The sequence below is a fragment of the Paenibacillus sp. PsM32 genome, assembly GCF_030433815.1.
GTDB classification, from domain to species: domain Bacteria; phylum Bacillota; class Bacilli; order Paenibacillales; family Paenibacillaceae; genus Saccharibacillus; species Saccharibacillus kyungheensis.
The window spans coordinates 635,397-659,577 of the sequence record NZ_JARUWY010000001.1; the positions used below are offsets into that span (position 1 = coordinate 635,397).

Consider the following 24,181-nt stretch of genomic DNA (forward strand, 5'->3'; position numbering starts at 1 on the left):
CGGGACTGCCTAGCAGGTTCCTGTCTTTTTGCTTTAGGCAAACTTTGATATTGGTGACCCTGCTCTGCTACATTAAGATTAGAACGTTTATATCTCTGGAAAGATAAGGAGTTACCGCTATGACCAAACTATTTGTAGTTGATGATGATCCGTCTATTTTGCAATTAATTTCTGAGTATTTACGCAAAGAACAGTATGAAGTATTTTCCTTTGCTCATGGACAACAACTGGTTGAACAGGTACAACATGAACATCCGGATTGTTTGATTTTGGATATTATGATGCCTGGTATTGATGGGCTTACTTTATTAACCGAACTTCGTACATTTACAGGTATTCCTATTATTATGATCTCGGCGAGGGGCGAAGAAGTGGATCGGATCAACGGTTTGGAATTAGGTTGTAATGACTTTTTGAGTAAACCTTTCAATCCTCGTGAATTGGTTGCACGTGTAAAAGCAATGCTTCGCTTAATTGACACTGGTAAGCGTGCAAGCAACCCGATTAGCGTGTCTGCTGTTACAGATACGGCTACACCATCTGTACCTGAAGCTTCTACCTCTTATGTTTATGCAGGTAATTTATCGATCTCGGAAGAATTTCGGCAAGTGCTTATTCAGAATAACGAATTGTATTTTACTTCACGCGAATTTGAATTGTTGTTATTTTTGGCGACCCATTTACAGCGTCCATTCAGTAGAGAACAATTGATTCAGCAAGTATGGAATTATGATTTTTTCGGAGAATTACGAGTTGTAGATGATCTGGTCAAACGGATTCGCAAAAAATTAGTCCAGTATCAATCGACACTGACGATAGACACGGTATGGGGATTCGGCTACAAAGCCGCTATACATGAATAATGAAAACGATTCGTGGCAAAATGTTGCTGTCACTTTGTGTAGGTATGCTGATGACGGTAGCGATTACCGTCTTTTTCTTTGTACAATTAATGGATGATATTTTACTCAATCAAGTCAAACAACAATTATCTGCTCAGACGATCAAAGCAGCCCACATTTTGAAAGACCAAGATATTGATGGACTGGATAGTACAGACTTCCGCTTTTTTATTAAAGATATTTTGTTTTATGCTGATTATTTTGTACTTGATAAAAACAATAAAATTATCACTTCCAGCAATACACAAAACAATGGTAAAATCCTCAAAAACTTTTCCAGTAATCATCAAGGATATATGCAGTTAAACGGCAGTAAAGTGTTATACAGTGAAGCTCAACTCAATCATCAGCCATTTCGCGTGATTCTGTACTCTCCTTTATCATCAGTACGTGCCCTATATATTCCTTTGTTACGAACCACTTTATTATCTATCGGTGCTAGCTTTATCGTTATTTTATTTATTGCTTTATTTGCTGTCTGGCGCATGGTACAACCGCTCAATCGGTTAAAAGAAGCAGTCAGTCGGTATGAACCTCATTTACAACCTAATGAACACTTTTTACAAGCAGATCATACCGAAATAGGGGAATTGATCAGTACGTTTCAATTGATGGCCAACCGATTACAGCGACAACATCAATACCAGATTGAATTTTTGCAAAATGTATCCCATGAACTGAAAACACCACTGATGTCGATTCAAGGGTATGTCTTTGCGATTCAAGATCAGGTCGTCACAACCGATCAAGGATTAGAGATTATTACTACTCAATCGAAGCGCTTGATTCATATGGTCGAGAAATTACTGCAATTATCAAGACTTGAAAGTGTAGATGAAGTCTGGCAACAGACCACGATTGATCTCAAAACGATGGCAGAAGAAGCTATTCATTTACTACAGCCAGCAGCGCAAGAGCGCAATATTCAATTACAAGTCATCGGCCCTTCACTGATTATCGCGATTGCGGCTGAACAAGTTTTTCAAATTTTACTGAATCTGCTTCAAAATGCTGTTCGTCATACTGCAACACAGGTACAGTTGATCATCGAACCGACTTCAGATCAGCAATCATGGTGTATTCATATCGACGATGATGGAGAAGGATTATCAGAGGAAGAACGACAGCAGATTTTTCAACGCTTTTATACAGGCAAAAGTGGAGTCACCGGTCTAGGGCTTGCGATCTGTCAACAAATTGCATCCCATTTGCAAGCAGAGCTTCTATGTACTTCTTCCCCGCTTGGAGGGGCTAGATTTACCTTAATCCTACCCAAAACGACAGAATTAACAAATACGGGTGCAAGATCACTATCTCCATGATATAGTGAAGGGGTTAATTACAGGAGGCTTACAGCTTATGCAAAAGAAAAATTCCCGTTCTCATTCATCTTCAAATCGTTCCAAAACAACGAAATCAGGTCATAAAGGTAAACCGACCGCCCACTCATCCAAAGCGAAAAGCAGCTCATCTCGCAATGGTTCCTATCGTGGCAAACCACTTCCACCTACGGTCTATACAGTGAAGGAAGCGACAGAACTTCTTCCTTTTTTACTGGATAATCTTACACATATCAGCCGTAATTCGGTGAAATCGATATTGGCGCGTGGTCAGGTCATTATTAATGAAAAAACCGTTACAGCGTACAATCATATGCTTCGTCCCGGTCAAGAAGTAATGGTTCACAAAGAACCTCCGGTTGCCGCACCTGCGATGGTCGGTCTATCGATTATGTTTGAAGATGAGCATTTGATTGTGATTCACAAAGATGCTGGACTACTTTCTATCGCATCGGATAAAGAAAAAGATGTCACAGCTTATCGTCAGCTTACCGAGCATGTACGTGCGACTGATCCAGAACAACGTATCTTCGTAGTTCATCGGTTAGATCGAGATACATCCGGTATAATGATGTTCGCCAAATCTCATGAAGTTCAACAACAATTGCAAAATACATGGCGTGAAAGTGTAGAAGAACGTACCTATGTAGCGCTTGTTGAAGGCGAAGTGAAAAAGCCTGAAGGAACGATTTCTTCATGGCTGAAAGAAAGCAAAACACTTAAAATGTTCTCCAATTCACATGATAATGGTGGACAACATGCTATTACTCATTTCAAACGATTACAAAAAACACGCGAATATTCCTTATTAGAAGTTCGCTTAGAAACAGGACGCAAAAATCAGATTCGTGTTCATATGGAAGATCTAGGACATCCTATCGTTGGCGATAAAAAGTACGGCGCTCGTGCTCAAGGTGTAGGTCGTCTTGGTCTACATGCACGTGTACTCTCTTTTATTCATCCTGTTACCGGTGAAACGATGCGCTTTGAAACGGATATTCCTAAAAGCTTCAAACATCCTTTTAAAGATGCGCCTGAATCCATATAAGCGATCATGTATGCTGTTAAGAAAACAGGTGCTGAACTGCACCTGTTTTTTGATGCTTATCTCTTTTTACGTATGTTATAATCACCACTACCCATTATTTATAGGAGGCAATTATGCTTAATTTTGAACAAAAGCTTGAACTGCTACAATCGTATCCACAACTACAACGTAAAGATGTTTCTCTAGGTCGTGTGAACTTCCACTATGAAGACAGTGCCTATGAGAAAAAAATTGTCGCTTTCCATATTCATCCGAACGGTAACGGTTATATTTATGCTGGATTATTGCATAACTACGAAACCGATGATAAAGGATTTGTAAATATCCGCGATTATTCAGAAGAACAGTTACGTACTCTACTTGATGAGACGATCCAAGCGATGTCGTACAACCACAAAGCGGTTGAGTTGAAAGAAAAAGAAGAAGCTAAAGCTTCTTTCAAATTAGCAACGACGACTTCTACAGGCGGTACATGGATCGATGAAGATGGACATATTCTAACGCTAAAATACGAAGATGATATGTGGTGTGTGTATTCCGGTCTGAATTTAGATATGGCTTTTGAATCCCGCAGTGAAGCTGGCGACTATCTCAAAGACGAAGGATTCAAGCCACAGACTCAAGCTTGATTTTTATGGTAAAATTAATCGTTACATCGGTAATCATATAAAAAAAGGTCATCTACTCTCAAACTACAGAGCAGACGACCTTTTTTTTGTGGAATGATATCTATATTAATCGCGCAACTTGAATTTACTTAGATCTTCTTGCAGTTGGGTAGACATATCACTTAATGATTCTGCAGAAGCATTAATTTCTTCCATCGAAGCTAATTGTTGCTCTGTTGCCGCAGCCATTGTCTCTGCTTCGTCCGATGTACGCATTGACACTTCAGACACTTCTACAATAGAAGCTGTTACTTCTTCCATCCCTGCTGATATTTCTTCAGAGGTAGCTGAGACTTCTTGAATCTGTGCACTCACTAACTGGGTAGCATTCAAAATTTCATTTAACGTCTGATGAGCATTCTGAATAGCTTCAATACCGCTCTCTGTTTCTGTCTGTGTCTGTTCCATCGATTGAACGGCTTGTTGAACCAACTGTTCGATATCAGCCACCAGACGGGAGATTAAGCCTACAGATGATTTGGTCTGCTCTGCTAACTTACCTACTTCTCCAGCCACCACAGCGAATCCACGTCCATGCTCTCCTGCACGAGCCGCTTCAATATTCGCATTTAATGATAACAATTGAGTCTGTGCGGCAATATTCATAATCACAGTGACAATCTGTCCAATTTCTTGCGAATGCTCTGCTAACACTTTGACGGTATCGCCGGATTGATGAACCGAATCACGAATACTTTCCATTTGATTGACAGCAGATACCAATTGCTGATCGCCAAATTGAGCACGTCCTGTCGCTTGAATCGAAGATTCAGCAACTTCTGATGCTGATTCAGCAATACGAGCGATACCAACCGACATTTCATTCATTGCATTAGCCGTTTCTTCAGTTGCTTTTTTCTGCGTATCGGTTCCTGAAGAAACACCTTGAATCGCTTCTGCAATTTGTTGCATCGCTTGAGTCGATTCATTAGCGACATCTTTAAGTTGTATAGAAGCGGCGGATGATTGGGCGGCAATATCCTGATTACGACGTAATAATAGATTCAATTCTTGAATGGTCTGATTAAAAGCGTCTCCGACCTGACGAAGCTCATCTTGAGTAGTGAGATGAATATGCTGAGATAAATCGCCTGATGCCATCGCTGTCGCTCCATCACGCAAACGTTGTACAGCTTCACGAACACTCCGGTAAAAAGCAAGATAAAATAAAGTCACTAATAGTAAAGCGAGTATAGTAATTCCGATAATAATGTTTCTGGATTCGGTTAAGCGATGAATTCGTTGTTGCAACAATTCATTCAGCTCATTAGATATACTAGTTGTAAATGTATGTGTAGCCTCTATAGTCTGAGTTGCGGCATCATAAAATGTTGATGGGGTTGTAGCAAACGTTTTATCTGTGATTAGATCATTATTTACAGTTGTAAGGAATTGATCTAATGTTGCAAGTGTTGTTTTCCCTTGTGCACCCAAAATACTTTCTAATTGACTGTTATTTTTATACGCTGTGTCTAGAGAATCAGCAATTCCGTCACGGAGAGATTGCATTTGACCTTTTTCTAGCAAAATATCAACCAATTCAGCTTCTGTTATCTTTTTCTTTTGTAGAATGTTCTGACCTTCTCCACGAAGTTGAGCATTTTTTTCCATAGTCTGAGTTAGTTGATTCACGAAAACATCCATTAAATAATAAGAATCAATCTCTGTATCTAATGACATGCCTGAATCGTCTGCTGTAATCAGTACAAAATTATTCATTTTATTAATAATAGCGGTATGGCGATCAAAGCTGTCTGCATTATTTAATGAGAATTGTTCTGTTTGTAGAGTTTTCCAATCTGCTTGGATCGATTGCCACTGCTTGCTAGAATCAGCAAATTCATTTTGAGCTACAACTTGATCGATCTTTTGGATTTGTGTATCGATTTCTTTTTCTGTACTTTCGATATCTGGTTTGACGTTTGTTAATCCATTGGTATAACTGCTATATAGTGCGCGATGTTCTTGAACCGCTAGAAAAAGAGGAATAATGCTATTTATAGAAGTAATTCCTTTTTGTTCTTGATGAGTAATATCAATTTTTTCTTGATGTGTGTTAAACCAAATGACAAATAGCATAATAATCGGAATACAGAACAAAAAACTAATCAGCATAAATTTTTGTGCGTAATTCAATCTAGATATTACTTTGGTAAAAGGCAACAGAATCTTAGTTGACATTGACATTTTCCACCTTTGTTCGACATTTTTTTCGTTGAATCCACTATTTTTATCGGACAGTTTACACTGTTAAGTAATAGAAAAAATAAAATGATGTTCTATTTTAGGTATCTCATGTCATTCATTATGATGTAATCTTTACTGCTTACGTGTATCTGTGCTGGTATCAATAAAAATATCATTTTGCATTTTACAGTACCGTTAGTAATGATCTATATAACAAAAGATGTAATTCATAAGCTCAATTTGTAATTTCAAAAAAGGCTATCTACTCTGAATGTACAGCACAGATAACCTTTTTTGAGACATACTATCTATATTAATGACGCAATTTGAACTTGCTGAGATCCTCTTGCAATTGGGTAGACATACCACTTAATGATTCTGCGGAAGTATTGATTTCTTCCATAGAAGCTAATTGTTGTTCAGTTGCTGCTGCCATCGTCTCTGCTTCACTCGATGTTTTGGCAGACACATCTGCAACTTCAATCATAGAAGCTGTTACTTGCTCCATACCTGCTGATATTTCTTCAGAGGTAGCAGAGACTTCTTGAATCTGTGCACTTACCACTTGAGTCGATGCCAAAATATCTTTTAACGTCTGATGTGCTTGTTGAACTGCTTGAATCCCTTGCATCGTTTCGTGATCTGTTAGTTGAATGGAAGCGACCGTTTGCGATACTAATTCAGTAATATCACGGACTAACATAGAAATCATTTCTACGGAAGACTTCGTTTGCTCTGCTAACTTACCTACCTCTTCAGCTACTACGCTAAATCCGCGGCCATGTTCACCCGCGCGTGCGGCTTCGATATTTGCATTTAATGATAGCAATTGAGTCTGTGAAGCGATCCCCATAATGACAGTTACAATCTGTCCAATTTCGTTAGAATGTTCGGATAATGTACGGACTTTGTGACCTGATCCATCTACTGACTGACGAATACTTTCCATTTGTGCTACAGCGTCGACCAATTTTTGATCTCCAACATATACCAGTTCTGTTGCTTGGATAGACGACTCTGCTACGCCTGATGCCGCTTCAGCAATCCGTGTAATACCTATCGACATTTCGTTCATCGCATTCGCTGTTTCATTCATTGATTTCTTCTGTCCTTTGTTACCTTCAGAGACGCTTTGAATCGCATCAGCAATTTGTCCCATCGCTAATGTCGATTCAGTCGATACGATTTTCAAATGAGCAGAAGCTGTTGCAGATTGATCGGATACTTGTTGATTACGATGTAACAACTCATTTAGAGACACCATCGTTTGGTTAAATGCATCTCCCACTTGTTTCAGTTCATCTCTAGTCTGAAGAACAATCGTTTGCGAGAGATCCCCTTGTGCCATAGCATCTGCACCATTTTGTAAGCTTCTGACTGATTGCAAGACATTGCGGTAAAAAGCGATATAAAATAGTGCCACAAGTATAAGGACGAATAAAGTAATTCCCAAAATCAGATTGCGCATATACGTTAATTCTTGTATACGTTTGGCAATCAGAACATCTAATTCATTAGCAATAGATTCTGAAAACTGTTGTAAAGACTGAATCGTTTGCGTACCTGCTGCAAAATAATCGTTAGAAGAACCTTTTAAGCTTTCATCATTAATAATTTGATTAGTGACGATATCTACAAATGCATTCATTTGACTGATATTTTCGTTTCCTTTTTCAGCAAATAATTGTTTTAGTTGCGGGTTATTCTCATACGCTGTATTTAAAGAATTAGTGATATCTTCAATCGTTAATTTCATTTTACCTGTATTTTCTGTGATTTTTACAACGGTATCATGATTATTCTGTTTGCTAATCAGTAGCGCTGTTCCTCTACCACGCATTTGTGCTACCATATCTGACGTTTGCGCTAATTGTTTGGTAAAAATACCAGCTAGTGAAGTGGAGTCGATATCGCTATCTAGAGATAATCTCGATTCATTCGCACTTTTTGTAATAAAATTCATCATTTTTTGGATCAATTCACTGTGACGAGTAAAACTATCTTCTGCATTTAAAGAAGATTGTTCTTTTTGTAATGTACTCCAATCTGTTTGAATACCTTGCCAGATTGTAATCGACTGAGGTAATTGTTGCGATTGGATAATAGGATCAATTTTTTTTATTTCTGCGCTAATATCTTGTTCAGTCTGACTCAATTGTGATTGAGCATTGGTATCTCCTGATACATAATTTCCATAAAAAGCACGATGATTCTGCATCAGTAAAATAAGCGGGAAAATGCTATCAATATTAACTATTCCTTTTCGTTCTGAAGATGACATTTGAATTTTAGCTTGTTGATTCTCAAACCAAATACTGGTTAATAAGAGTAAAGGTAGCGCACATAATACACTAATTAATATAAATTTTTGTGCGTATTTGAGCTTAGATATAACAAACGTAAATGGGGATAGCAACCTCTCTATCACGACAATAACCGCCTTTTTTCGACATTTTATAGTTCTTAATACTTATCGTCACTATCGTTATTTTATTTAATAGATAGCGCAAAATTTTTTTGTGGACTATAAAATAGCGCAAAACTCAATATCTTATCTACTCAAATGACCTAGCTGTTGAAGTTGATGTTTTACATTTATAGCTATGGATATTAGGCAAGGCATCTGTTAACATTGAATCGTATGTAACGACCATATTCAGCATTCGATTCGGCATTTTATCATGCTAATACGTACAGCTTAATAGCTGAATGTTTTTGAATAAGTCAATGGGGTATATGAATAGTATTTGCTATTACTAAGTGCTCGGCACTTTAAATATACAACTGTCCGATCCATACTATGTATTGAAGCAACACAACATGGATATCGATATCGACGACAATAGGGGGAATACAGATGGGATTGACACCGCAACAGCGCATTCAGCTTCATAATTTTAACAACTTAACAAAATCTTTGAGCTTCAATATGTACGATATTTGCTATACACGCACGAAAGAAGAGCGTGAAGCCTATCTTGCTTATATTGATGAACAATACAATGCAGATCGTCTAGGGAAAATCTTAACGAATGTATGTGATATTATTGGAGCTCATGTGCTGAATGTGGCGAAGCAAGATTATATTCCACAAGGAGCAAGTGTAACGATGTTGATCTCTGAAGGTCCGGTAGAGACAGCACCTAATGCTTCTTTTGAAGAATCACCTGGTCCATTGCCAGAGCATGTATTGATGCATCTGGATAAAAGTCATATTACCGTGCATACGTATCCTGAATACCATCCTGATGAAGGTATCAGTACATTCCGCGCGGATGTTGATGTGTCTACTTGTGGCGAAATCTCACCACTAAAAGCATTGAACTTCCTTATTCATTCATTTGATACGGATATTATGACAATGGATTATCGGGTACGTGGATTTACTCGTGATATTCAAGGACACAAGCTATTTATCGATCATGATATTAGCTCGATCCAGAACTATATTCCTTCTGAAATCAAAGACACTTACGATATGATCGATGTGAACGTCTATCAAGAAAATATTTTCCATACGAAATGTAAATTAAAAAAATTCGATCTGGATAATTATCTATTCGGCTATACCAAAGAAACATTGACCGAAGAAGATCAAGATCAGATTACACAACGTCTCAAAATGGAAATGGACGAAATTTATTACGCCAAAAATATGAATACAGATCGTTCGGTCTAGTCATCATGAGTGAAGCTATTCTACGAAAAATAGACCGACGCAAAGAAGATTGGGGCGCAGAGTTCTATGCCCCTGTTTTTAATCAATATATGGGCGTCTATGTTGGTGATCCGGACATTTCTACAGAAGCGGTAGAAAAAGTAGTTCAAGCGTTTAATCAGTTGGATCAGGATACCCTTGCTAAATTATTTCAATTTTCATGGGATTACTGCAAAAGCTTCTGCGATTATGTAGGCGACCAAGAGTGTCCGTCTATTCAACAACCAGAAGAAATTTTACAGTATATCGAACCTATTGATATGATGATAGAGATGGATCCCGAACGAACCGAGACGATTATTCGTATAGAGCTAAATTGCGATTGGGAAGTAGAACATGGATTAGAATGGTTGATTCGAGATCAGCAAATTTTGTATGTAGGTAGTTGCGAAGTTCCTGACGCGTGGAAAGAACTATCGTACTATGAGAACTACAGTCTTAACTTTGCTTTTGGTAACAATTACGATAATCTTTAGCAAAAAAAGCTCCAAACCTATTCACTGTGCTTGAGCGTGAATGGTTTGGAGCTTTTTATGTTGTACGATCATTTGAGCTTCTACGCATGATCGTTAGCGATACGTTGTCGAACTTGTGTTAGACATTTTTGTTTTAATGTAGTTACTTTTTGCATAAAGCTATCTGCACGCTGTTGGTAATAATGATGTTGTTCTTCATCTTGCAGAGTCACCAGATTAATTTCTACGGTTAGCAGTAAAGATTGCGCCGAAGCTTCAAATAAAATAATACTGATGCCGACATCCGACAAAACAGTTCGATTGCATATCTCAATCAGCGGTGATGCGCTATACAGACCGTACAGGCAACATTCCATTAACTGTAGCGGAATATCAATCGACTGTAATTTCATCGTCTGTAGCGTTTGTTTGCGTTCCTGCTTTTCTTTGTCAGTATGATGTGGCAGACGTAAAGCTTCAATATATTGTCCAAATGACTCCATATCTTTATTCATCAAATGCTCACAAGCACTTCTGATCTTATCCATATCTTGTAGTGCTTGATTCACTTCTACTTGCACTTCTTCATATCCTTTGCCTTGCGAAAAGTGGGCGGTCATCGAAGTCATCGCCGCACCGAGCGCTGCAACAATTGCAGACACACTACCTCCACCCGGTGTCGGTTCTGCTTCTCCTAATTGCTTCATTACTTCACGCAAAGATTGATCCCAAGATACTGTATTAACTTCTTTATTCACCTGTACGCCCTCCTGATAAAATCATCTTATGATGTATTTTACCCTGTTTGGCGACGATTCATTTGCCATTCCAAAAAAGCTTTGGTCAATAACGTTAAGACCGCTAGAAATACCAGTAACGATGACACTGCAAATGAAGCGGAAAATTGATATTCATTGTACAAAATTTCGATATGCAGTGGTAATGTATTGGTTTCTCCGCGAATATGACCGGATACCACCGATACAGCTCCAAATTCGCCCATAGCGCGTGCATTACACAAAATAATGCCGTACAGTAAGCCCCATTTAATATTGGGCACAGTCACCCGCCAGAAGATTTGCCAGCCTTTCGCTCCAAGACTTGCTGCGGCTTCTTCTTCCTGTACCCCTTGTGCTTGCATAAGTGGAATTAATTCACGCGCTACAAAAGGAACAGTCACAAAAACAGTCGCTAATATAATCCCCGGCAAAGCAAACACAATCTGAATATTATGCTCATCTAACCATGGTCCAAGATATCCTTGAGCACCAAATAACAAAATATAGACTAACCCTGCAATAACAGGCGACACAGCAAAAGGTAAATCGATCAACGTAATCAGCGCATTTTTACCACGAAAACGAAATTTACTAATCGTCCATGCCGCCGCTATACCAAATATCGTATTCAGCGGTACAGCAATCAAAGCGACGACTAATGTTAAGCGTAGTGCTGACAAAGCATCTGAATCTGTAATAGAAGCTTCGTATACACTCCAACCTTTTTTGAAAGCTTCGATAAAGATACAGACTAACGGCAACACCACCATTAATCCTAGAAATAACAGGGCAATACTAATCAATGTCCAGCGTACAATGCCTGATTCATTGATATGCCGAGGACGATCCGCAGATGTGTGCGAAAGGTGTGCAGTAACAGCACCAGCCATATGTCGATCTCCTTTCTTGGCAATCTATCCGCCTTCAATCGTGCGGCGATTTAACCGCCATTGCATAAAATTAATCAGCAATAACAACAAAAACGAAATAATTAACATTACCAATGCAATCGCTGTAGCTCCTGCATAATCATACTGTTCTAATTTGGTCATAATGAGCAGTGGCGCAATCTCTGTTTTGAGTGGCATATTACCGGAAATAAATACAACAGATCCGTATTCCCCTATCCCACGAGCAAATGCCAGTGCAAAGCCTGTCAGTAAAGCAGGCATTAATTGTGGCAATACCACTCGATAAAAAGTTCGCCAGCGATAAGCACCTAACATCACTGCGGCTTCTTCTGTTTCTTGATTCAAGTCTTGCAATACTGGCTGAACCGTACGAACGACAAAAGGAATACCGATAAAGATCAGCGCAATCGTGATACCCAGAGGGGTATAAGCAATTTTCCAACCGAGCGGGGTAAATAAATGCCCTATCCACCCATTCGGTGCATAAATTGTTGTTAATGCGATCCCTGCTACAGCTGTTGGCAAAGCAAACGGCAAATCGATTAAGCTATCGATCACCTTTTTACCTGGAAAACGATAACGCACCAGCACCCATGATAACAGTAGCCCGAATATCAGATTAATGGCTGCCGCGCAAAAAGCAGTGCCAAAACTAATTCGATACGATGCCAATACACGCGGATCAAGAATGGTATGCCAGAACTGTGCCCAACTGAGTTCGGTCGTTTTGATAAAAATACTTGCCAGTGGAATCAAAACAATTAGACTCAAATAAGCAATCGTGAACCCCATCGACAATCCGAACCCCGGCAAAATAGTACGTGCTTTGGATGGACGAAGCTTGGTGGTACGAACAGGTTGAGTAATCATTAAGAACCCGGTGTATAAATCTGATCAAATAATCCACCATCACTGAAATGCTTCTGCTGTGCTTCTCTCCATCCTCCGAAATCTTTATCTATCGTCAATAACTTCATTTCTTTAAATGTATCTTTGTATTTAGCGGCGATCTTTTCATTGATCGGACGGTAGTAATTTTTGGCGGCAATCTCTTGTCCTTCATCAGAATAGAGATACTCCAGATACGCTTTGGCAACATCCTGTGTACCATGTTGCTCGGCTACTTTGTCTACAACAGCAACCGGTGGTTCTGCTAAAATACTGATCGATGGATAGACAATTTCAAATTGATCAGGCCCTAACTCATTAATAGATAGAAAAGCTTCATTTTCCCAGGCTAACAATACATCGCCTAATCCTTTTTCTACAAAAGTAGTCGTAGCTCCTCTGGCTCCAGTATCGAGAACAGGGACATGTTTGAATAATTGAGCAAGATAAGCTTTTGCTTGTTCTTCATCATTGTTGTTTTGTTGTAGTGCATAACCATAAGCGGCAAGATAATTCCAGCGTGCTCCACCGGATGTTTTGGGATTAGGTGTAATAACCTGTACATCGTCTTTGATCAGATCATTCCAGTCTTTAATATTTTTGGGGTTGCCTTTGCGTACAAGAAATACAATCGTGGATGTATACGGAGAACTATTATGTTCAAATTTGGATTGCCAATCTTCAGCAAGCAATCCTTTATCTGCAATCGCATCAATATCATAACCAAGTGCTAAAGTAACCACATCTGCTTTGAGACCATCAATAACAGAACGTGCTTGCTTACCAGAACCGCCATGAGATTGTTTGATCGTAACGTCTTGACCGGACTTCTCTTTCCAATATTTTTGAAAAGCAGTATTGTATTCTTCATACAATTCACGTGTTGGATCATACGATACATTCAGTAGCTCTACCGCATCTTTACTGGAACCTGCATTTCCTTCAGCGTTGTTAGTAGCATTACTATTTCCCCCGCAAGCACTCAGCACAAGTACTAAACTTAACAAAACACTAAATACAGACCATAATTTGTAGCTTCCCTTTTGATTGTCTCTCAATCTCAACACCCCATCATTTCGATTTTTCTACTTAAATTTAATAATTCCTACCTGTTTACTTTGTTATGTAGAAACTTTATCAAGCTTTGTATCGACAATCAATATAACTTTTTATATTTTTGGGTAAAACTGGATAGAAGTTTGTAGCATTTCAAGCGTTCAGATAAAGAACATCTATATCATCTCCAAAATGAATCTTTTTTCTTTTACAAACATGCTTTGTCATATCAAGGGTGACTCGGGTATAATATTGTATATTGAATACATGTATCCGTACATATTTCGGGGTACCCATATATGACGAATAGAGAGGACGATTCCATGATCCGGTTTGGTATTATAGGCACTAATTTTATAACAGAGCGATTTATTGATGCTGCGCAACGGAATGATGATTTGCAGATTACTTCACTGTACTCACGTACACTTGAACGTGCACAACAATTTGGTGGCAAACACAATATTCCACATGTGTTTACAGATATTGCAGAAATGCTAGAAAGCGGGCAAGTAGACGCTATCTATATTGCTAGCCCTAACTCTTTTCATGCAGAGCAAGCGATTCTATGTATGAATCATGGTAAGCATGTATTATGTGAAAAGCCACTGGCTTCTAACGTAACCGAAGTTCGCGCTATGATCGAAGCCGCTAAGCAAAACAACGTTACTTTGATGGAAGCAATGAAATCAACGATGATGCCGAATCATATTGCGATTCATGATAATTTGTATCGGATCGGACAAGTACGTCGTTATTTTGCAAATTACGGGCAATATTCTTCTCGTTATGATGCTTACAAAGAAGGCAATATCCAAAATGCATTTAAACCTGAATTCTCCAATGGCGCTTTGATGGATCTCGGCGTTTATTGTCTGTATCCGCTTGCAGTAATGTTCGGTCGCCCGAATGAAGTGAAAGCTACAGGGGTAATGTTAGAATCCGGTGTCGATGGTGAAGGTAGTATTATTTTGTCTTATGACGAAATGGATGCTGTCGTAATGTATTCCAAAATCACAGACTCCTCCCTCCCTTCTGAAATTCAAGGTGAGTTAGGCAGTGTACGTATTGACAAAATCAGTGAACCTCAACAGATTACGATTACGTATCGTGGCGGATATGAAGAAGAGATTAATGTGAGTCAATCCGAACCACCGATGTATTACGAGATTCGTGAGTTTTTGAATTTGATTATCGAAGGTAGACAACAATCGTCTATCAATTCATGGGAACATTCTTTGATTACATTTGAAATTATGGATGAAGCCCGCCGTCAATTAGGTCTGGTCTTCCCTGCTGATTCTAACTAATCACAGACTAGCAACAGAATAAGCGCTTACGCTTTTCTGGATAAAAGGAGTGTCTATCACCTTTGAGTATTGGTATATATCATGCTACTCATCCTTTGCAGTTGCTTCCTTCTGCACGTATAGAGGCTATGGTGGATGCGGCAGTAGAGCTTCAAGTGCAGATTCTTTTTTTCGATGAAAAAGGACTTGATCTCAAAAACAAACAGGTTACTGCTTCGGTTCCAGACCCTGATCAACCAGGGCAATGGATTATTCAGACACTTCCTTTACCAGATATCGTGATCAACGAAATGGGCAAGCTACCTAAAGAGCGATCTTCGGTAGAACAAAAGTTAAATCGGATGGTCACGTTCACATCCCATCCGATTCATGGCAAATTGCGTATTCAACAATATTTGAGTCAATCGGAATCTCTAGCTCAACTGGTTATTCCTACACAGCCCTGTCGTAATATCCACAGTCTACAAGATTACTTATCACATTATCGTCATGTGATTGTTAAGCCAGATCGTGGACGACAAGGTCAAGGGATTGTAAGTATACGTATGACCGGACAAGAAGAATTTCTATGGCAGACAGCCACAACTGAACAGATTATGACATCTGCTGGATTAGAGAAGTCATTGATGGCGCTGATTGAACATCAAGATTATCTGGTGCAACCGTATATTCATTGTCAGACTACAGATCATCGTCCATTCGATTTTCGTATTCATGTACAACGTAATCATCAAGGAACTTTTCAGATCACAAAAATCTATCCACGGATTGGTGAAGCACATACTGTTGTAAGTAATTACAGTCAGGGTGGAACTACAGCGCTGTGGACATCATGGTTACAAGCACAATTTCCACAGACCGCAGATTATTGGATCGATACTTTACCTGAAATTGGATTGCAATTAGCAGAGTATATTGATGCGATGTATGATTATCCTTTGGATGAGTTAGGAATAGATGTAGCGATTGATCATGAAGAAAAGTTATGGTTCTATGAAGCGAATACAGCTCCACAGACACGTGATCATGAGTATGAACGTGCTATGCATACGATCGGTTATGCTCATTATTTAAATCAGCGTTATCATATATTGGAGCAATTGCCTTCGCTACCTGATGATCAGATTATGATTGGACTGTTAGCCGAACATCATGGCAATGATAGTGATGAGAATTTTATCGAAGCTTGCGCTGCTGTTGCTGCTGTTAATGGAGCTAGATTAGTACGTATCTATGCTGATGATATCTTTTTTCGGCAACAACGACTATTAGGTTATGTATGGGAGCAAGGCGGATTTGTTCCTTATGCTTGTCGTTATCCTGATGTAGTATTTGATCGATTGAAAAAAAGAGGAATTGCTGCTTATTCTCGCATGTATGATGCGCTGGCTTCGATTCCTGCTACTCATGAATTGAAAAGCGGTTCGATGAGTAAAGTGCATATATATCGTCTGCTAGCAGATGCTTCTGAGATCGTATCGGCATCGGTGATTCCTTTTCACGATATGCAACAATCTGATCAAGTGGTGGAATTTATGGAGCAGTATGAAAATACGGTGCTCAAACCTGATACTGGCTCACATGGGCAAAATATATTTAATATTCAGCAACGGGAGTCAGATTATGAAGTGTATGATCAATCGTATCTGCATTACCTAGATGCTACTCAATTGGATCATTTTGTCCGTATGTCATTAGGTAAAGGTTATATTTTTCAACAGTTTGTAGATAGTTCTACTACAGAAGGTCATCCTTTTCATCTACGCACCCATGTGATGAAAGTTGGCGAAGGACAATGGAAAGTTGCTTTTGTACAACCTTTTGTTGCCGTATCCACGTATCGTAAAGTGACTAACCATGCTCAAACGTTACGTTTATCTACCAAATGGGACTGGTTTCTAAATATGGAATACGGCGAAGCGCCCGGACAACAAATGGATCGTCGTGTTCGTCAATTAGCGATCGAGACAGCAACTCATCTTGAGAAACGTCTGGGACGTAACTTCCCTGAAGTGGCGATTGATCTAGGAGTCGATAAGCAACGTAATATTTGGATATTTGAAGCGAATTTTAACCGAATTGGCAATTCATTTCATGCTTTTGAAGCCGCTAAATATGCAGTTCCTTATGCGATCTCTTTGTATAAGCCTTTATCTTAATCAGAAAGTAATCTGTTATGCTTATATACAAAAATAAAACCGGAATATCCTGCTGGTATAGATCAGCAGTGAATATTCCGGTTTTTTGTTGCTTTCTATGCGGTTACGATTATTAATTAAGAAGCCCTGAATCTTGTAGCCATTTCACCAGCATAGTCGCTCCTTCAGACTGGGTCGTAGTTGGAGAAGCTGTTAATGCGGATCCTTTAGCAGATTCTACACCTGTATCATTCCCTGAAGAGATCGCTTGATCTAATTCTGCTTTTGCCCATTGGCTAGATGAATTATTACTAGCGTTCGCCATATTGTTAGCGTTACTGCTTTGATCCAATCCATAAGCAGAAGCGGCTCGTGTTAAAATAACAGCCAGTTGCTCTTTACTAATCGTACGGTTCGGAGCAAATTGAGTAGCTGATATTCCGCGTAATACACCTGCATGATAAAGTGCTTGAATTGCTTTAGCTTCCGATGATGATGGATCAATATCAGTGAATGTTGAAGCTGGAGCACTATTCACATTTATACCGAGTGCATTGACTAGATAGGAAGCCAATTGTCCGCGTGTTAACAATCCATCATTAGCCACTGTAGCTTGATTGCTAACCGGAATAATTTGTTTATCGACTAATTTTTTCAATTCTGGTGAAGCATTGGTCACATTGTTAGAAGGATTGACTTTGACAATAGTAAATGTCCCATTTTCCAGACTATGAATACTGGCTTGACCTTGATTATCAAATACAACAGGAACTACATGCGTACTTCCATCGCTATCGGTAGATAATGCAATATATTGATCATCGCTAGCAGCATTTTCAGGAGCAGCTACACTTAATTGTACATAACGATTGTTGTAATTATTAAGTGTATTGACTGTACCGTCATTATCGATTTGAACACTGACTTGATATGTTCCACCTGCTGTAGTGACCGGATTGCCTGCCCAGTTACTGAACGACGCAGGTGATACTTTTTCAGCTTTGATCGTCCAATTCGCTGTAGTATTATTACTCAGATTGAGATTGCGATTAACATTGGTAAATGCAGATGCTGGCACATAGATGCGAACATCTCCTGTTTGAATCGCTAATCCATTTTGCTTGGCTACTAATGATTGCACCACATTACCTGCAAAATTGAATTGATATTGTTGCTTACCTGTAATCGCATTAGCAGCAATCGTAATCGTTTCTTTCGGCGCGGCGACTTCGGTAGCTGCATGAACACGATCGTAGATCAGATCAAGTACAGCACTATTATCGTCCGACTTGGATAAGGTTGCTGCACCTTTGGTACGTTCACTATTACTACCTGTTGCTGTTCCATTGGTATCTTTTGTCGAATGTACTGCATCAATAGTTACCGGTTGTGCCGCCACAGGTGTAGGTGTAGAAGGCGTAGTTGGTGCTGGTGTTGTCGGTGTATTTGATGAAGGATCTTTATCTTCTTTGTCTTTTTTCACTTCGATTGTTACTGTAGCGACTTCTGATTGATTGTTTTGTGGATCAGTAACGTTATACGTAAAAGTGTATGTTCCGACAACTGTTCCCGAATATTCAAATGTACCTGTAGATGTATTGGTTAATACGACTTTCCCTTGTTGTGGTTGAGTCAGTAAATGATATGTTAGATTGTCGTTAGTTTCTTCATCTGTAGCTTGTAACTGACTGCTAAATACTGTTGATTTTTTGATGATAAAGCTTAAACTTTTCGCGATTGGAGCCGCTCCACTTTCTCCATGTGTCAAAGAAGAAGAGCTACCAAAGAAATTTTGCTCAAAATAAAGCATTGAATTACCATTGTATACGGTAGGTTGGTCTGAAGAAGTCTGATATGAACTGGAAGAAGTAGAAGGCGATGATAGACTTTGTGCTCCTGTTACACTTGGTGATGCGACTAATCCAGTCGCCAGAATAGAAGTACCTGCGATTTGCATAACCTTTTTAACTGTAGAATTCTCTTTGTTTGTATTTTTCATACTTAATGATCCGCCTTCTCCCTAATGAATATAACGTAACGGTTTGAAATACTTAACTTATTAATATATTGTATTTTTATCGGAATGTTATACATTTTTTTGAATAGAATTTTAGCGAATATTGTTAAAATATAAAGAAAAAGCAAAGACTATAGATAGTGTCTTTGCTTTTCTTTATATTTTCTTATTCTAAATTGTAATAATATGATATTAAGATAGTTGTGTAGCGATCATCGTTAGTAGCTGAGTACGAATCTCTGTATAATTGACAGCTTCTGTATCTGGCTGATGATTCGATTCACGAATCGCATGACGAGCATTGAACCAGATCATATGCCAGTGAGCACTAACGGCCCCCACTACATCATTACGCCAGGAATCACCGATAAAGTAGCTATATTCCGGCACTGTATCTGTCTGTCGATTGACATAAGCAAATATAGCAGGATCAGGCTTTTCCAAACCAATCTCCCCTGAAATAAATATTCGATCACGCGCAAATACTTGATCCATATGTAATGCGCAAATCTTTTTCCATTGATGTTCAGCAGGCCCATTGGTTAATAAGCCCACCGTGTAACCTTGATCCATCAATTCATGAATCAATTCGACTACCCCATCATACGGACGAATATCATACTGGCATCCTAAATAAATCTCCTGCATCTGCTTGGCTTGTTGCTCATTGATCTCAATCTCAAATTCCTTCAAAGTCAAAATGAAGCGCTGGTAACGCATTTCTTCTAACGAAAGAGCATGAGGATTCTGAGGCGATACTAACACTTCACTATAATAACGAAAACGTTGATATACATCGCCATACGATAATGACTCCTGTTGGTCTGGAATCACTGTTTGCAATGCTTCAAAGAGCGGTTGCAAATGATCGTATAACGTGTCATCAACGTCAAAAAAGATACCTATTTGTTGTGGATTCAATGGGTCGGATTCTCCTCGGTCATTAATTCATCCAGCGCTTTACCATATTTACTGATACGTTCCATATCTTTGTCTGTTGAGCTCAAAATACGTGACGGGTCCATATTATCTTCAATATCGGCAATTTTGACTGGACGAGCTAATGAATTTTTTTTAGCACGTTTTACAAATTCATGATAATCTTCATCTTCACTACGACTTAATGCTTGGACAGCTTCTACAATTTCATTAGAAAATCCTTCAGCAGATAAATCATGAGCTGTTACATCGGTGTCTTCCAACACATCATGCAAAACAGCAATAATTCGTTCTTCTTCAGTCGTCATTTTTAACATCACGCGCAATGGATGTAAAATGTAAGGTAAGCCTGATTTGTCTGTTTGCCCTGAATGCGCACGGGTCGCTAAAATAATAGCACGATCTAAATTACTCATCTTATTCACATCCTTTGGTTAGAGTGATTATGTTGATACACATGTTATTTATTACACACGTATAGCCGGATGAATCACTTCACCCGGCTGAACGTTATCAATTAATCAGGATATACATTAAAATCAGTTAACAATTGTACACATTGACCATCGCTATCATAACCGATATAACTATGGTAAATACCGTTACCAAAACCGCTAGAAAACAGTGCGATATTATGCCCGTTATCCAGTTCTTGCACCAGCCAGCTTCGTGTATGAAGATAGGACTCTTCTGCTGCTAATTCCCATGCTTCCATTAATTCTTGAGCCACTTCAGGATTTTCTTGTTCTTGTTGAAAAGAAAGCCATGCATATGCTTCGGCATCTAGAAAACTACCTGTGCCAGAATCCACTGCATACCCCCAACGTTCATGTTCATCCATTTGATATAAGCTAGCATCTGGCTGAACTTCACGCTCTGCACCTACCCATCTAGCAACAGGAGCTTGACTAAACGTAATGCGTGCAAAAGCAATCCGTTCATCTACATGATCTTTATGCCGATCTGTTGGATCGGTAATACGAGCAATAGATAATTCTATTGGAAAAGAACCTGTGGGGAAAGTCTGTACAAAAGGTGTAGATTCGATCAAGCTGTATGGATCATCGGCTACAATTTTGCCGGTTATCACACGCAGTTCCCCGATAGACTTGGTATAAAAAGCAAGATTACGTCTCTGGCCTCTCCATAATTTAACTTGTTCTAAGGCAAATCCGTCTTTAAAAACTTCTTCCAGCACCTTACTTTCTTTAAGAACCTCGCCCATCTTCTTTTCCTCCAATCAGATGTAGATTATTTCCCATTATACTCCTATTTAAAGAATACGGTACATGTTATGATCAAAAAGTTTTGAATTTTCACTTAAAATTTTTGGATATTGAGTGCAATATCTGCATTACTCGCATAAACCTCACATTTACCATTGAATGATAGCGTAGAATCAAGCATAATATGATACGATGCTGTAACAAGAGTTCATTCAGAAAATATTGCTTTGCCGCGCTTATAGTTCCAAGCGCTGGATGTAAGATATTTTGCTTTGCAAAAATCGCTTTTGATTTGAATAGAAGAATTCGCGCTTATGGTGCCAAGCGCTAGATGTAAGATATTTTGCTTTGCAAAAATCATTTTTTTATTTTATATGTCGCGCTTATAGTGCTAAGCGCTTAGAACGGAGAATAGCTTTGGATCAACCATCAACGATCAGTCGGGCGATTTTTGAAATTATGGATACTTGTCTGCTGGCCGGTAAAATTATGTTGCAAAGTGGTGCAGAGACTTATCGGGTAGAGGATACGATGATTCGTATTGCAGAGACGCTCGGTATTCCCGGGTCGCACAGTTATGTAACCCCTACAGTGATTATGTTTTCTACCAATGGAACAGATCCTGCTAAATTGATACGTATTGCAGAACGGACAACCGATTTACACAAAATTGCTCAAGTGAATCTGGTGTCACGCCGTATCAGTAGCGGGGAATTGAATGTCAATGAAGCGTATGAGTTATTAAAAGTGATTGAAGCTGCACCAAGTGAATACAGTGTTCGTTTGCGAATTATTGCAGCGGCGATTGCTAGTGGATGTTTTAGCATTATGTTTCAAGGAAGTTGGAGCGACTTTTTGCCTGCTATTGTAGCAGGTGGGGTAGGTTATGCGGCTTCACTTTATTTACACCGCTGGGTACAAGTAAAGTTTTTCGCTGAATTGTCTGCGGCATTTCTGATCGGATTATTAGCGGCTATATTTATTAATTTGGGCTGGGGCGATCAACTGGATAAAATTATTATCGGTTCTATTATGCCACTGGTTCCCGGGCTACTTATCACCAATGCGATTCGTGATCTGATGGCAGGTCATTTGGTATCCGGTATTTCCAAAGGAGCCGATGCGCTTTTAACCGCTTTTGCGACCGGATCAGGAGTAGCGATTGTGTTAACATTTATCTATTGAATTTAGAATGAGAGAAGGTTATATGCATTATGCTGGCGCAATTAATTACCAGCTTTATTGCTTCGGCAGGGTTTGGTATTATTTTCAATGCTCCGCGAGCTTCTTTACTACAATGTGGCATCTCAGGAATGTTAGGCTGGATGGTGTATATATTGCTGTATGAAACATTGACTCCTGTCTCCGCTTCTCTGATCGCAACTGTTATTGTTGGTGGAGTCAGTCAGATTTTTGCTCGTATGTACAAAACACCGGTGATTATCTTTAGTGTAGCCGGTATTATTCCACTTGTTCCTGGAGGACTTGCTTACAACGCTATGCGCAAATTTGTTGAAAACAATTATGCTGTAGCTATGGAATTAGCTGCTCAAGCTGCTATGATATCCGGCGCTATTGCTCTTGGTCTAGTGTTATCCGAAGTTTTGAATCAAATGATACGCCGCGTGATCAAATAGATCCCGGCGTATTTTTTATAGTTTATCTCGGATGCAATGCTATTAACAGGATATTCTATTTATGATTATACGGGCAACCGTTCTGCGCTATAATCTTCAATCAAGCGATCAATAAACTGATCTTCCACTTCTAATATGGAAGCAGTACAGATCATATCGATATCATCACTTACATACGCCGCTAGATCCGAATCTCCGCCACCTTGCATCACCTGTGTAAAAGCTAAGCGGCTCCATTCGGTAATCTGTGCTTGCTCTGCTTCGGTAAGACGATCTCGCTCTAATTTCTGATAAGCACCGATCCACTCGGTATCAAAATCAGCACGATCTCGATACGCCAGGTACGATGCACTGTCTAGTTCTTTGAGCAAAGAAGCAGGCAGTAATGATCCTTGTTGCAATTTTATTTTCAAAGCTTCGATCGATTGCTTATCCATGCGCAACCTCCTTGAATTTTATCACTAGACAATCGTACCTTGTTCTAACCGAATCCATAGATTCACATGATCAAATCCAGCAACGACTGCTTTTAACAAATGCCCCGGATATAAGCTTTCAGCAGGAATCCCTTTTACACAGTCGCCTACATTAATCACACCTAGCGCATCATTCGGTAGACTCAAAATAATGCCTTGCGGATAAATAACTTCAACGATGCCTTTAACATGATCGCCTATTTTAAATGTTTGTTGCGTCTTTTCCCAATCTTTCATATAAGGCTTCATTGCTTCTTGCCATACTTTTTCAAATTCTTCGGCTGAAATATCTTCCCGAATCGCTTGATTCATATCTTGATCAAACTGTTGATCATATAGACAAAAATGTAGCTCTTCATCACGTTGACTGGATACGATCCACCGTTCTTCATCTTCGATCACTTCACGCAATACCGTCTGTTCTTCATTAATTTCAAAATAATAATTCTCATCATTCTCTTCATAGCTCAAACGGTAATATTCCAT

The 24,181-nt window shown here is 39.1% G+C and carries 22 protein-coding genes; 10 read left to right on the forward strand and 12 right to left on the reverse strand.

What is annotated here, in order from left to right; translation table 11 throughout:
* Positions 1-119: 119 nt before the first annotated feature.
* From QCD85_RS02985 to QCD85_RS03000, 4 genes are all read left to right on the forward strand, one after another.
* Positions 120-863 (forward strand): response regulator transcription factor, encoded by a 744-nt coding sequence (locus tag QCD85_RS02985; protein ID WP_273615365.1) that lies wholly within the window; start codon positions 120-122, stop codon positions 861-863.
* Positions 863-2,224: a sensor histidine kinase gene (locus QCD85_RS02990; RefSeq protein WP_273615364.1), complete on the forward strand. Its 1,362-nt coding sequence runs from the start codon at positions 863-865 to the stop codon at positions 2,222-2,224. The genes QCD85_RS02985 and QCD85_RS02990 overlap by 1 nt, the downstream gene beginning before the upstream one ends.
* A gap of 37 nt (positions 2,225-2,261) precedes the next feature.
* Complete coding sequence (locus QCD85_RS02995; protein WP_301261593.1) at positions 2,262-3,290, forward strand: RluA family pseudouridine synthase; 1,029 nt, start codon at positions 2,262-2,264, stop codon at positions 3,288-3,290.
* Positions 3,291-3,403: 113 nt separating this feature from the next.
* A complete protein-coding gene (locus QCD85_RS03000; RefSeq protein ID WP_301261594.1) occupies positions 3,404-3,919 on the forward strand; it encodes a hypothetical protein in 516 nt (171 codons plus the stop codon).
* Positions 3,920-4,024: 105 nt separating this feature from the next.
* On the opposite strand, the gene QCD85_RS03005 is transcribed toward QCD85_RS03000, so the two are convergent.
* Together QCD85_RS03005 and QCD85_RS03010 are read right to left on the reverse strand one after the other, a co-directional pair.
* Positions 4,025-6,139: a methyl-accepting chemotaxis protein gene (locus QCD85_RS03005; RefSeq protein WP_301261595.1), complete on the reverse strand. Its 2,115-nt coding sequence runs from the start codon at positions 6,137-6,139 to the stop codon at positions 4,025-4,027.
* 319 nt (positions 6,140-6,458) lie between these two features.
* Positions 6,459-8,573 (reverse strand): methyl-accepting chemotaxis protein, encoded by a 2,115-nt coding sequence (locus tag QCD85_RS03010; RefSeq protein ID WP_301261596.1) that lies wholly within the window; start codon positions 8,571-8,573, stop codon positions 6,459-6,461.
* A 429-nt stretch (positions 8,574-9,002) separates the two neighbouring features.
* Between QCD85_RS03010 and speD the strand changes: the two genes are divergently transcribed.
* Both speD and QCD85_RS03020 read left to right on the forward strand, forming a co-directional pair.
* The gene (speD, locus tag QCD85_RS03015) at positions 9,003-9,824 is read left to right on the forward strand and encodes an adenosylmethionine decarboxylase (RefSeq protein WP_273615359.1); all 822 of its coding nucleotides are present in this window, start codon (positions 9,003-9,005) and stop codon (positions 9,822-9,824) included.
* Between the two features lie 5 nt (positions 9,825-9,829).
* A complete protein-coding gene (locus QCD85_RS03020; RefSeq protein ID WP_301261597.1) occupies positions 9,830-10,339 on the forward strand; it encodes a DUF6985 domain-containing protein in 510 nt (169 codons plus the stop codon).
* A gap of 80 nt (positions 10,340-10,419) precedes the next feature.
* Here QCD85_RS03020 and QCD85_RS03025 read toward each other — a convergent pair whose 3' ends face one another.
* The 4 genes from QCD85_RS03025 to QCD85_RS03040 are packed head-to-tail and all read right to left on the reverse strand — an operon-like array spanning position 10,420 to position 13,954.
* The gene (locus tag QCD85_RS03025) at positions 10,420-11,076 is read right to left on the reverse strand and encodes a cyclodeaminase/cyclohydrolase family protein (RefSeq protein WP_301261598.1); all 657 of its coding nucleotides are present in this window, start codon (positions 11,074-11,076) and stop codon (positions 10,420-10,422) included.
* Between the two features lie 38 nt (positions 11,077-11,114).
* Complete coding sequence (cysW, locus tag QCD85_RS03030; RefSeq protein ID WP_301261599.1) at positions 11,115-11,987, reverse strand: sulfate ABC transporter permease subunit CysW; 873 nt, start codon at positions 11,985-11,987, stop codon at positions 11,115-11,117.
* A gap of 24 nt (positions 11,988-12,011) precedes the next feature.
* Positions 12,012-12,878 (reverse strand): sulfate ABC transporter permease subunit CysT, encoded by an 867-nt coding sequence (gene cysT / locus QCD85_RS03035; RefSeq protein WP_301261600.1) that lies wholly within the window; start codon positions 12,876-12,878, stop codon positions 12,012-12,014.
* Complete coding sequence (locus QCD85_RS03040) at positions 12,878-13,954, reverse strand: sulfate ABC transporter substrate-binding protein (protein ID WP_274170608.1); 1,077 nt, start codon at positions 13,952-13,954, stop codon at positions 12,878-12,880. Before QCD85_RS03040 ends, cysT begins: the two co-directional genes overlap by 1 nt.
* Positions 13,955-14,275: 321 nt before the next feature.
* Between QCD85_RS03040 and QCD85_RS03045 the strand changes: the two genes are divergently transcribed.
* Entirely contained in the window at positions 14,276-15,262 is a 987-nt protein-coding gene (locus QCD85_RS03045; protein ID WP_274172958.1) for a Gfo/Idh/MocA family protein, read from the forward strand.
* Between the two features lie 62 nt (positions 15,263-15,324).
* Entirely contained in the window at positions 15,325-17,421 is a 2,097-nt protein-coding gene (locus QCD85_RS03050) for a YheC/YheD family protein (protein WP_301261601.1), read from the forward strand.
* 112 nt (positions 17,422-17,533) lie between these two features.
* On the opposite strand, the gene QCD85_RS03055 is transcribed toward QCD85_RS03050, so the two are convergent.
* The 4 genes from QCD85_RS03055 to QCD85_RS03070 all read right to left on the reverse strand — a co-directional run bounded on the left by QCD85_RS03055 (position 17,534) and on the right by QCD85_RS03070 (position 21,581).
* Positions 17,534-19,399 carry an S-layer homology domain-containing protein gene (locus tag QCD85_RS03055; protein WP_301261602.1) on the reverse strand — a complete coding sequence of 622 codons (1,866 nt, stop codon included), beginning with the start codon at positions 19,397-19,399 and terminating at the stop codon, positions 17,534-17,536.
* A gap of 210 nt (positions 19,400-19,609) precedes the next feature.
* Positions 19,610-20,338, reverse strand: coding sequence for an HAD family hydrolase (locus QCD85_RS03060; protein ID WP_301261603.1), 729 nt, complete (start codon positions 20,336-20,338; stop codon positions 19,610-19,612).
* A complete protein-coding gene (locus QCD85_RS03065) occupies positions 20,335-20,772 on the reverse strand; it encodes an HD domain-containing protein (protein WP_273615350.1) in 438 nt (145 codons plus the stop codon). Before QCD85_RS03065 ends, QCD85_RS03060 begins: the two co-directional genes overlap by 4 nt.
* Before the next feature lie 101 nt (positions 20,773-20,873).
* Positions 20,874-21,581 (reverse strand): DUF4241 domain-containing protein, encoded by a 708-nt coding sequence (locus QCD85_RS03070; RefSeq protein WP_273615349.1) that lies wholly within the window; start codon positions 21,579-21,581, stop codon positions 20,874-20,876.
* Positions 21,582-22,041: 460 nt separating this feature from the next.
* On the opposite strand from QCD85_RS03070, the gene QCD85_RS03075 reads away from it, so the two are divergent.
* Positions 22,042-22,767, forward strand: coding sequence for a threonine/serine exporter family protein (locus QCD85_RS03075; RefSeq protein WP_273616257.1), 726 nt, complete (start codon positions 22,042-22,044; stop codon positions 22,765-22,767).
* A gap of 29 nt (positions 22,768-22,796) precedes the next feature.
* Positions 22,797-23,219, forward strand: a complete 423-nt coding sequence (locus QCD85_RS03080; protein ID WP_273615348.1) for a threonine/serine exporter family protein — start codon at positions 22,797-22,799, stop codon at positions 23,217-23,219.
* 65 nt (positions 23,220-23,284) lie between these two features.
* On the opposite strand, the gene QCD85_RS03085 is transcribed toward QCD85_RS03080, so the two are convergent.
* Complete coding sequence (locus QCD85_RS03085) at positions 23,285-23,656, reverse strand: hypothetical protein (RefSeq protein WP_301261604.1); 372 nt, start codon at positions 23,654-23,656, stop codon at positions 23,285-23,287.
* Between the two features lie 24 nt (positions 23,657-23,680).
* Positions 23,681-24,181, reverse strand: a complete 501-nt coding sequence (locus tag QCD85_RS03090; protein ID WP_301261605.1) for a hypothetical protein — start codon at positions 24,179-24,181, stop codon at positions 23,681-23,683.

Bases quoted from the DNA above. Each gene is read 5' to 3' on its own strand.
- QCD85_RS03000 (WP_301261594.1), top strand. From the start codon at position 3,404: ATGCTTAATTTTGAACAAAAGCTTGAACTGCTACAATCGTATCCACAA.
- speD (WP_273615359.1), top strand. From the start codon at position 9,003: ATGGGATTGACACCGCAACAGCGCATTCAGCTTCATAATTTTAACAAC.
- QCD85_RS03090 (WP_301261605.1), bottom strand. From the start codon at position 24,181: ATGGAATATTACCGTTTGAGCTATGAAGAGAATGATGAGAATTATTAT.
- QCD85_RS03055 (WP_301261602.1), bottom strand. From the start codon at position 19,399: ATGAAAAATACAAACAAAGAGAATTCTACAGTTAAAAAGGTTATGCAA.
- QCD85_RS03020 (WP_301261597.1), top strand. From the start codon at position 9,830: ATGAGTGAAGCTATTCTACGAAAAATAGACCGACGCAAAGAAGATTGG.
- QCD85_RS03005 (WP_301261595.1), bottom strand. From the start codon at position 6,139: ATGTCAACTAAGATTCTGTTGCCTTTTACCAAAGTAATATCTAGATTG.
- QCD85_RS03085 (WP_301261604.1), bottom strand. From the start codon at position 23,656: ATGGATAAGCAATCGATCGAAGCTTTGAAAATAAAATTGCAACAAGGA.
- QCD85_RS03080 (WP_273615348.1), top strand. From the start codon at position 22,797: ATGCTGGCGCAATTAATTACCAGCTTTATTGCTTCGGCAGGGTTTGGT.
- QCD85_RS03045 (WP_274172958.1), top strand. From the start codon at position 14,276: ATGATCCGGTTTGGTATTATAGGCACTAATTTTATAACAGAGCGATTT.
- QCD85_RS02985 (WP_273615365.1), top strand. From the start codon at position 120: ATGACCAAACTATTTGTAGTTGATGATGATCCGTCTATTTTGCAATTA.
- QCD85_RS03075 (WP_273616257.1), top strand. From the start codon at position 22,042: ATGGATACTTGTCTGCTGGCCGGTAAAATTATGTTGCAAAGTGGTGCA.
- QCD85_RS02995 (WP_301261593.1), top strand. From the start codon at position 2,262: ATGCAAAAGAAAAATTCCCGTTCTCATTCATCTTCAAATCGTTCCAAA.
- cysW (WP_301261599.1), bottom strand. From the start codon at position 11,987: ATGGCTGGTGCTGTTACTGCACACCTTTCGCACACATCTGCGGATCGT.
- QCD85_RS02990 (WP_273615364.1), top strand. From the start codon at position 863: ATGAAAACGATTCGTGGCAAAATGTTGCTGTCACTTTGTGTAGGTATG.
- cysT (WP_301261600.1), bottom strand. From the start codon at position 12,878: ATGATTACTCAACCTGTTCGTACCACCAAGCTTCGTCCATCCAAAGCA.
- QCD85_RS03070 (WP_273615349.1), bottom strand. From the start codon at position 21,581: ATGGGCGAGGTTCTTAAAGAAAGTAAGGTGCTGGAAGAAGTTTTTAAA.
- QCD85_RS03065 (WP_273615350.1), bottom strand. From the start codon at position 20,772: ATGAGTAATTTAGATCGTGCTATTATTTTAGCGACCCGTGCGCATTCA.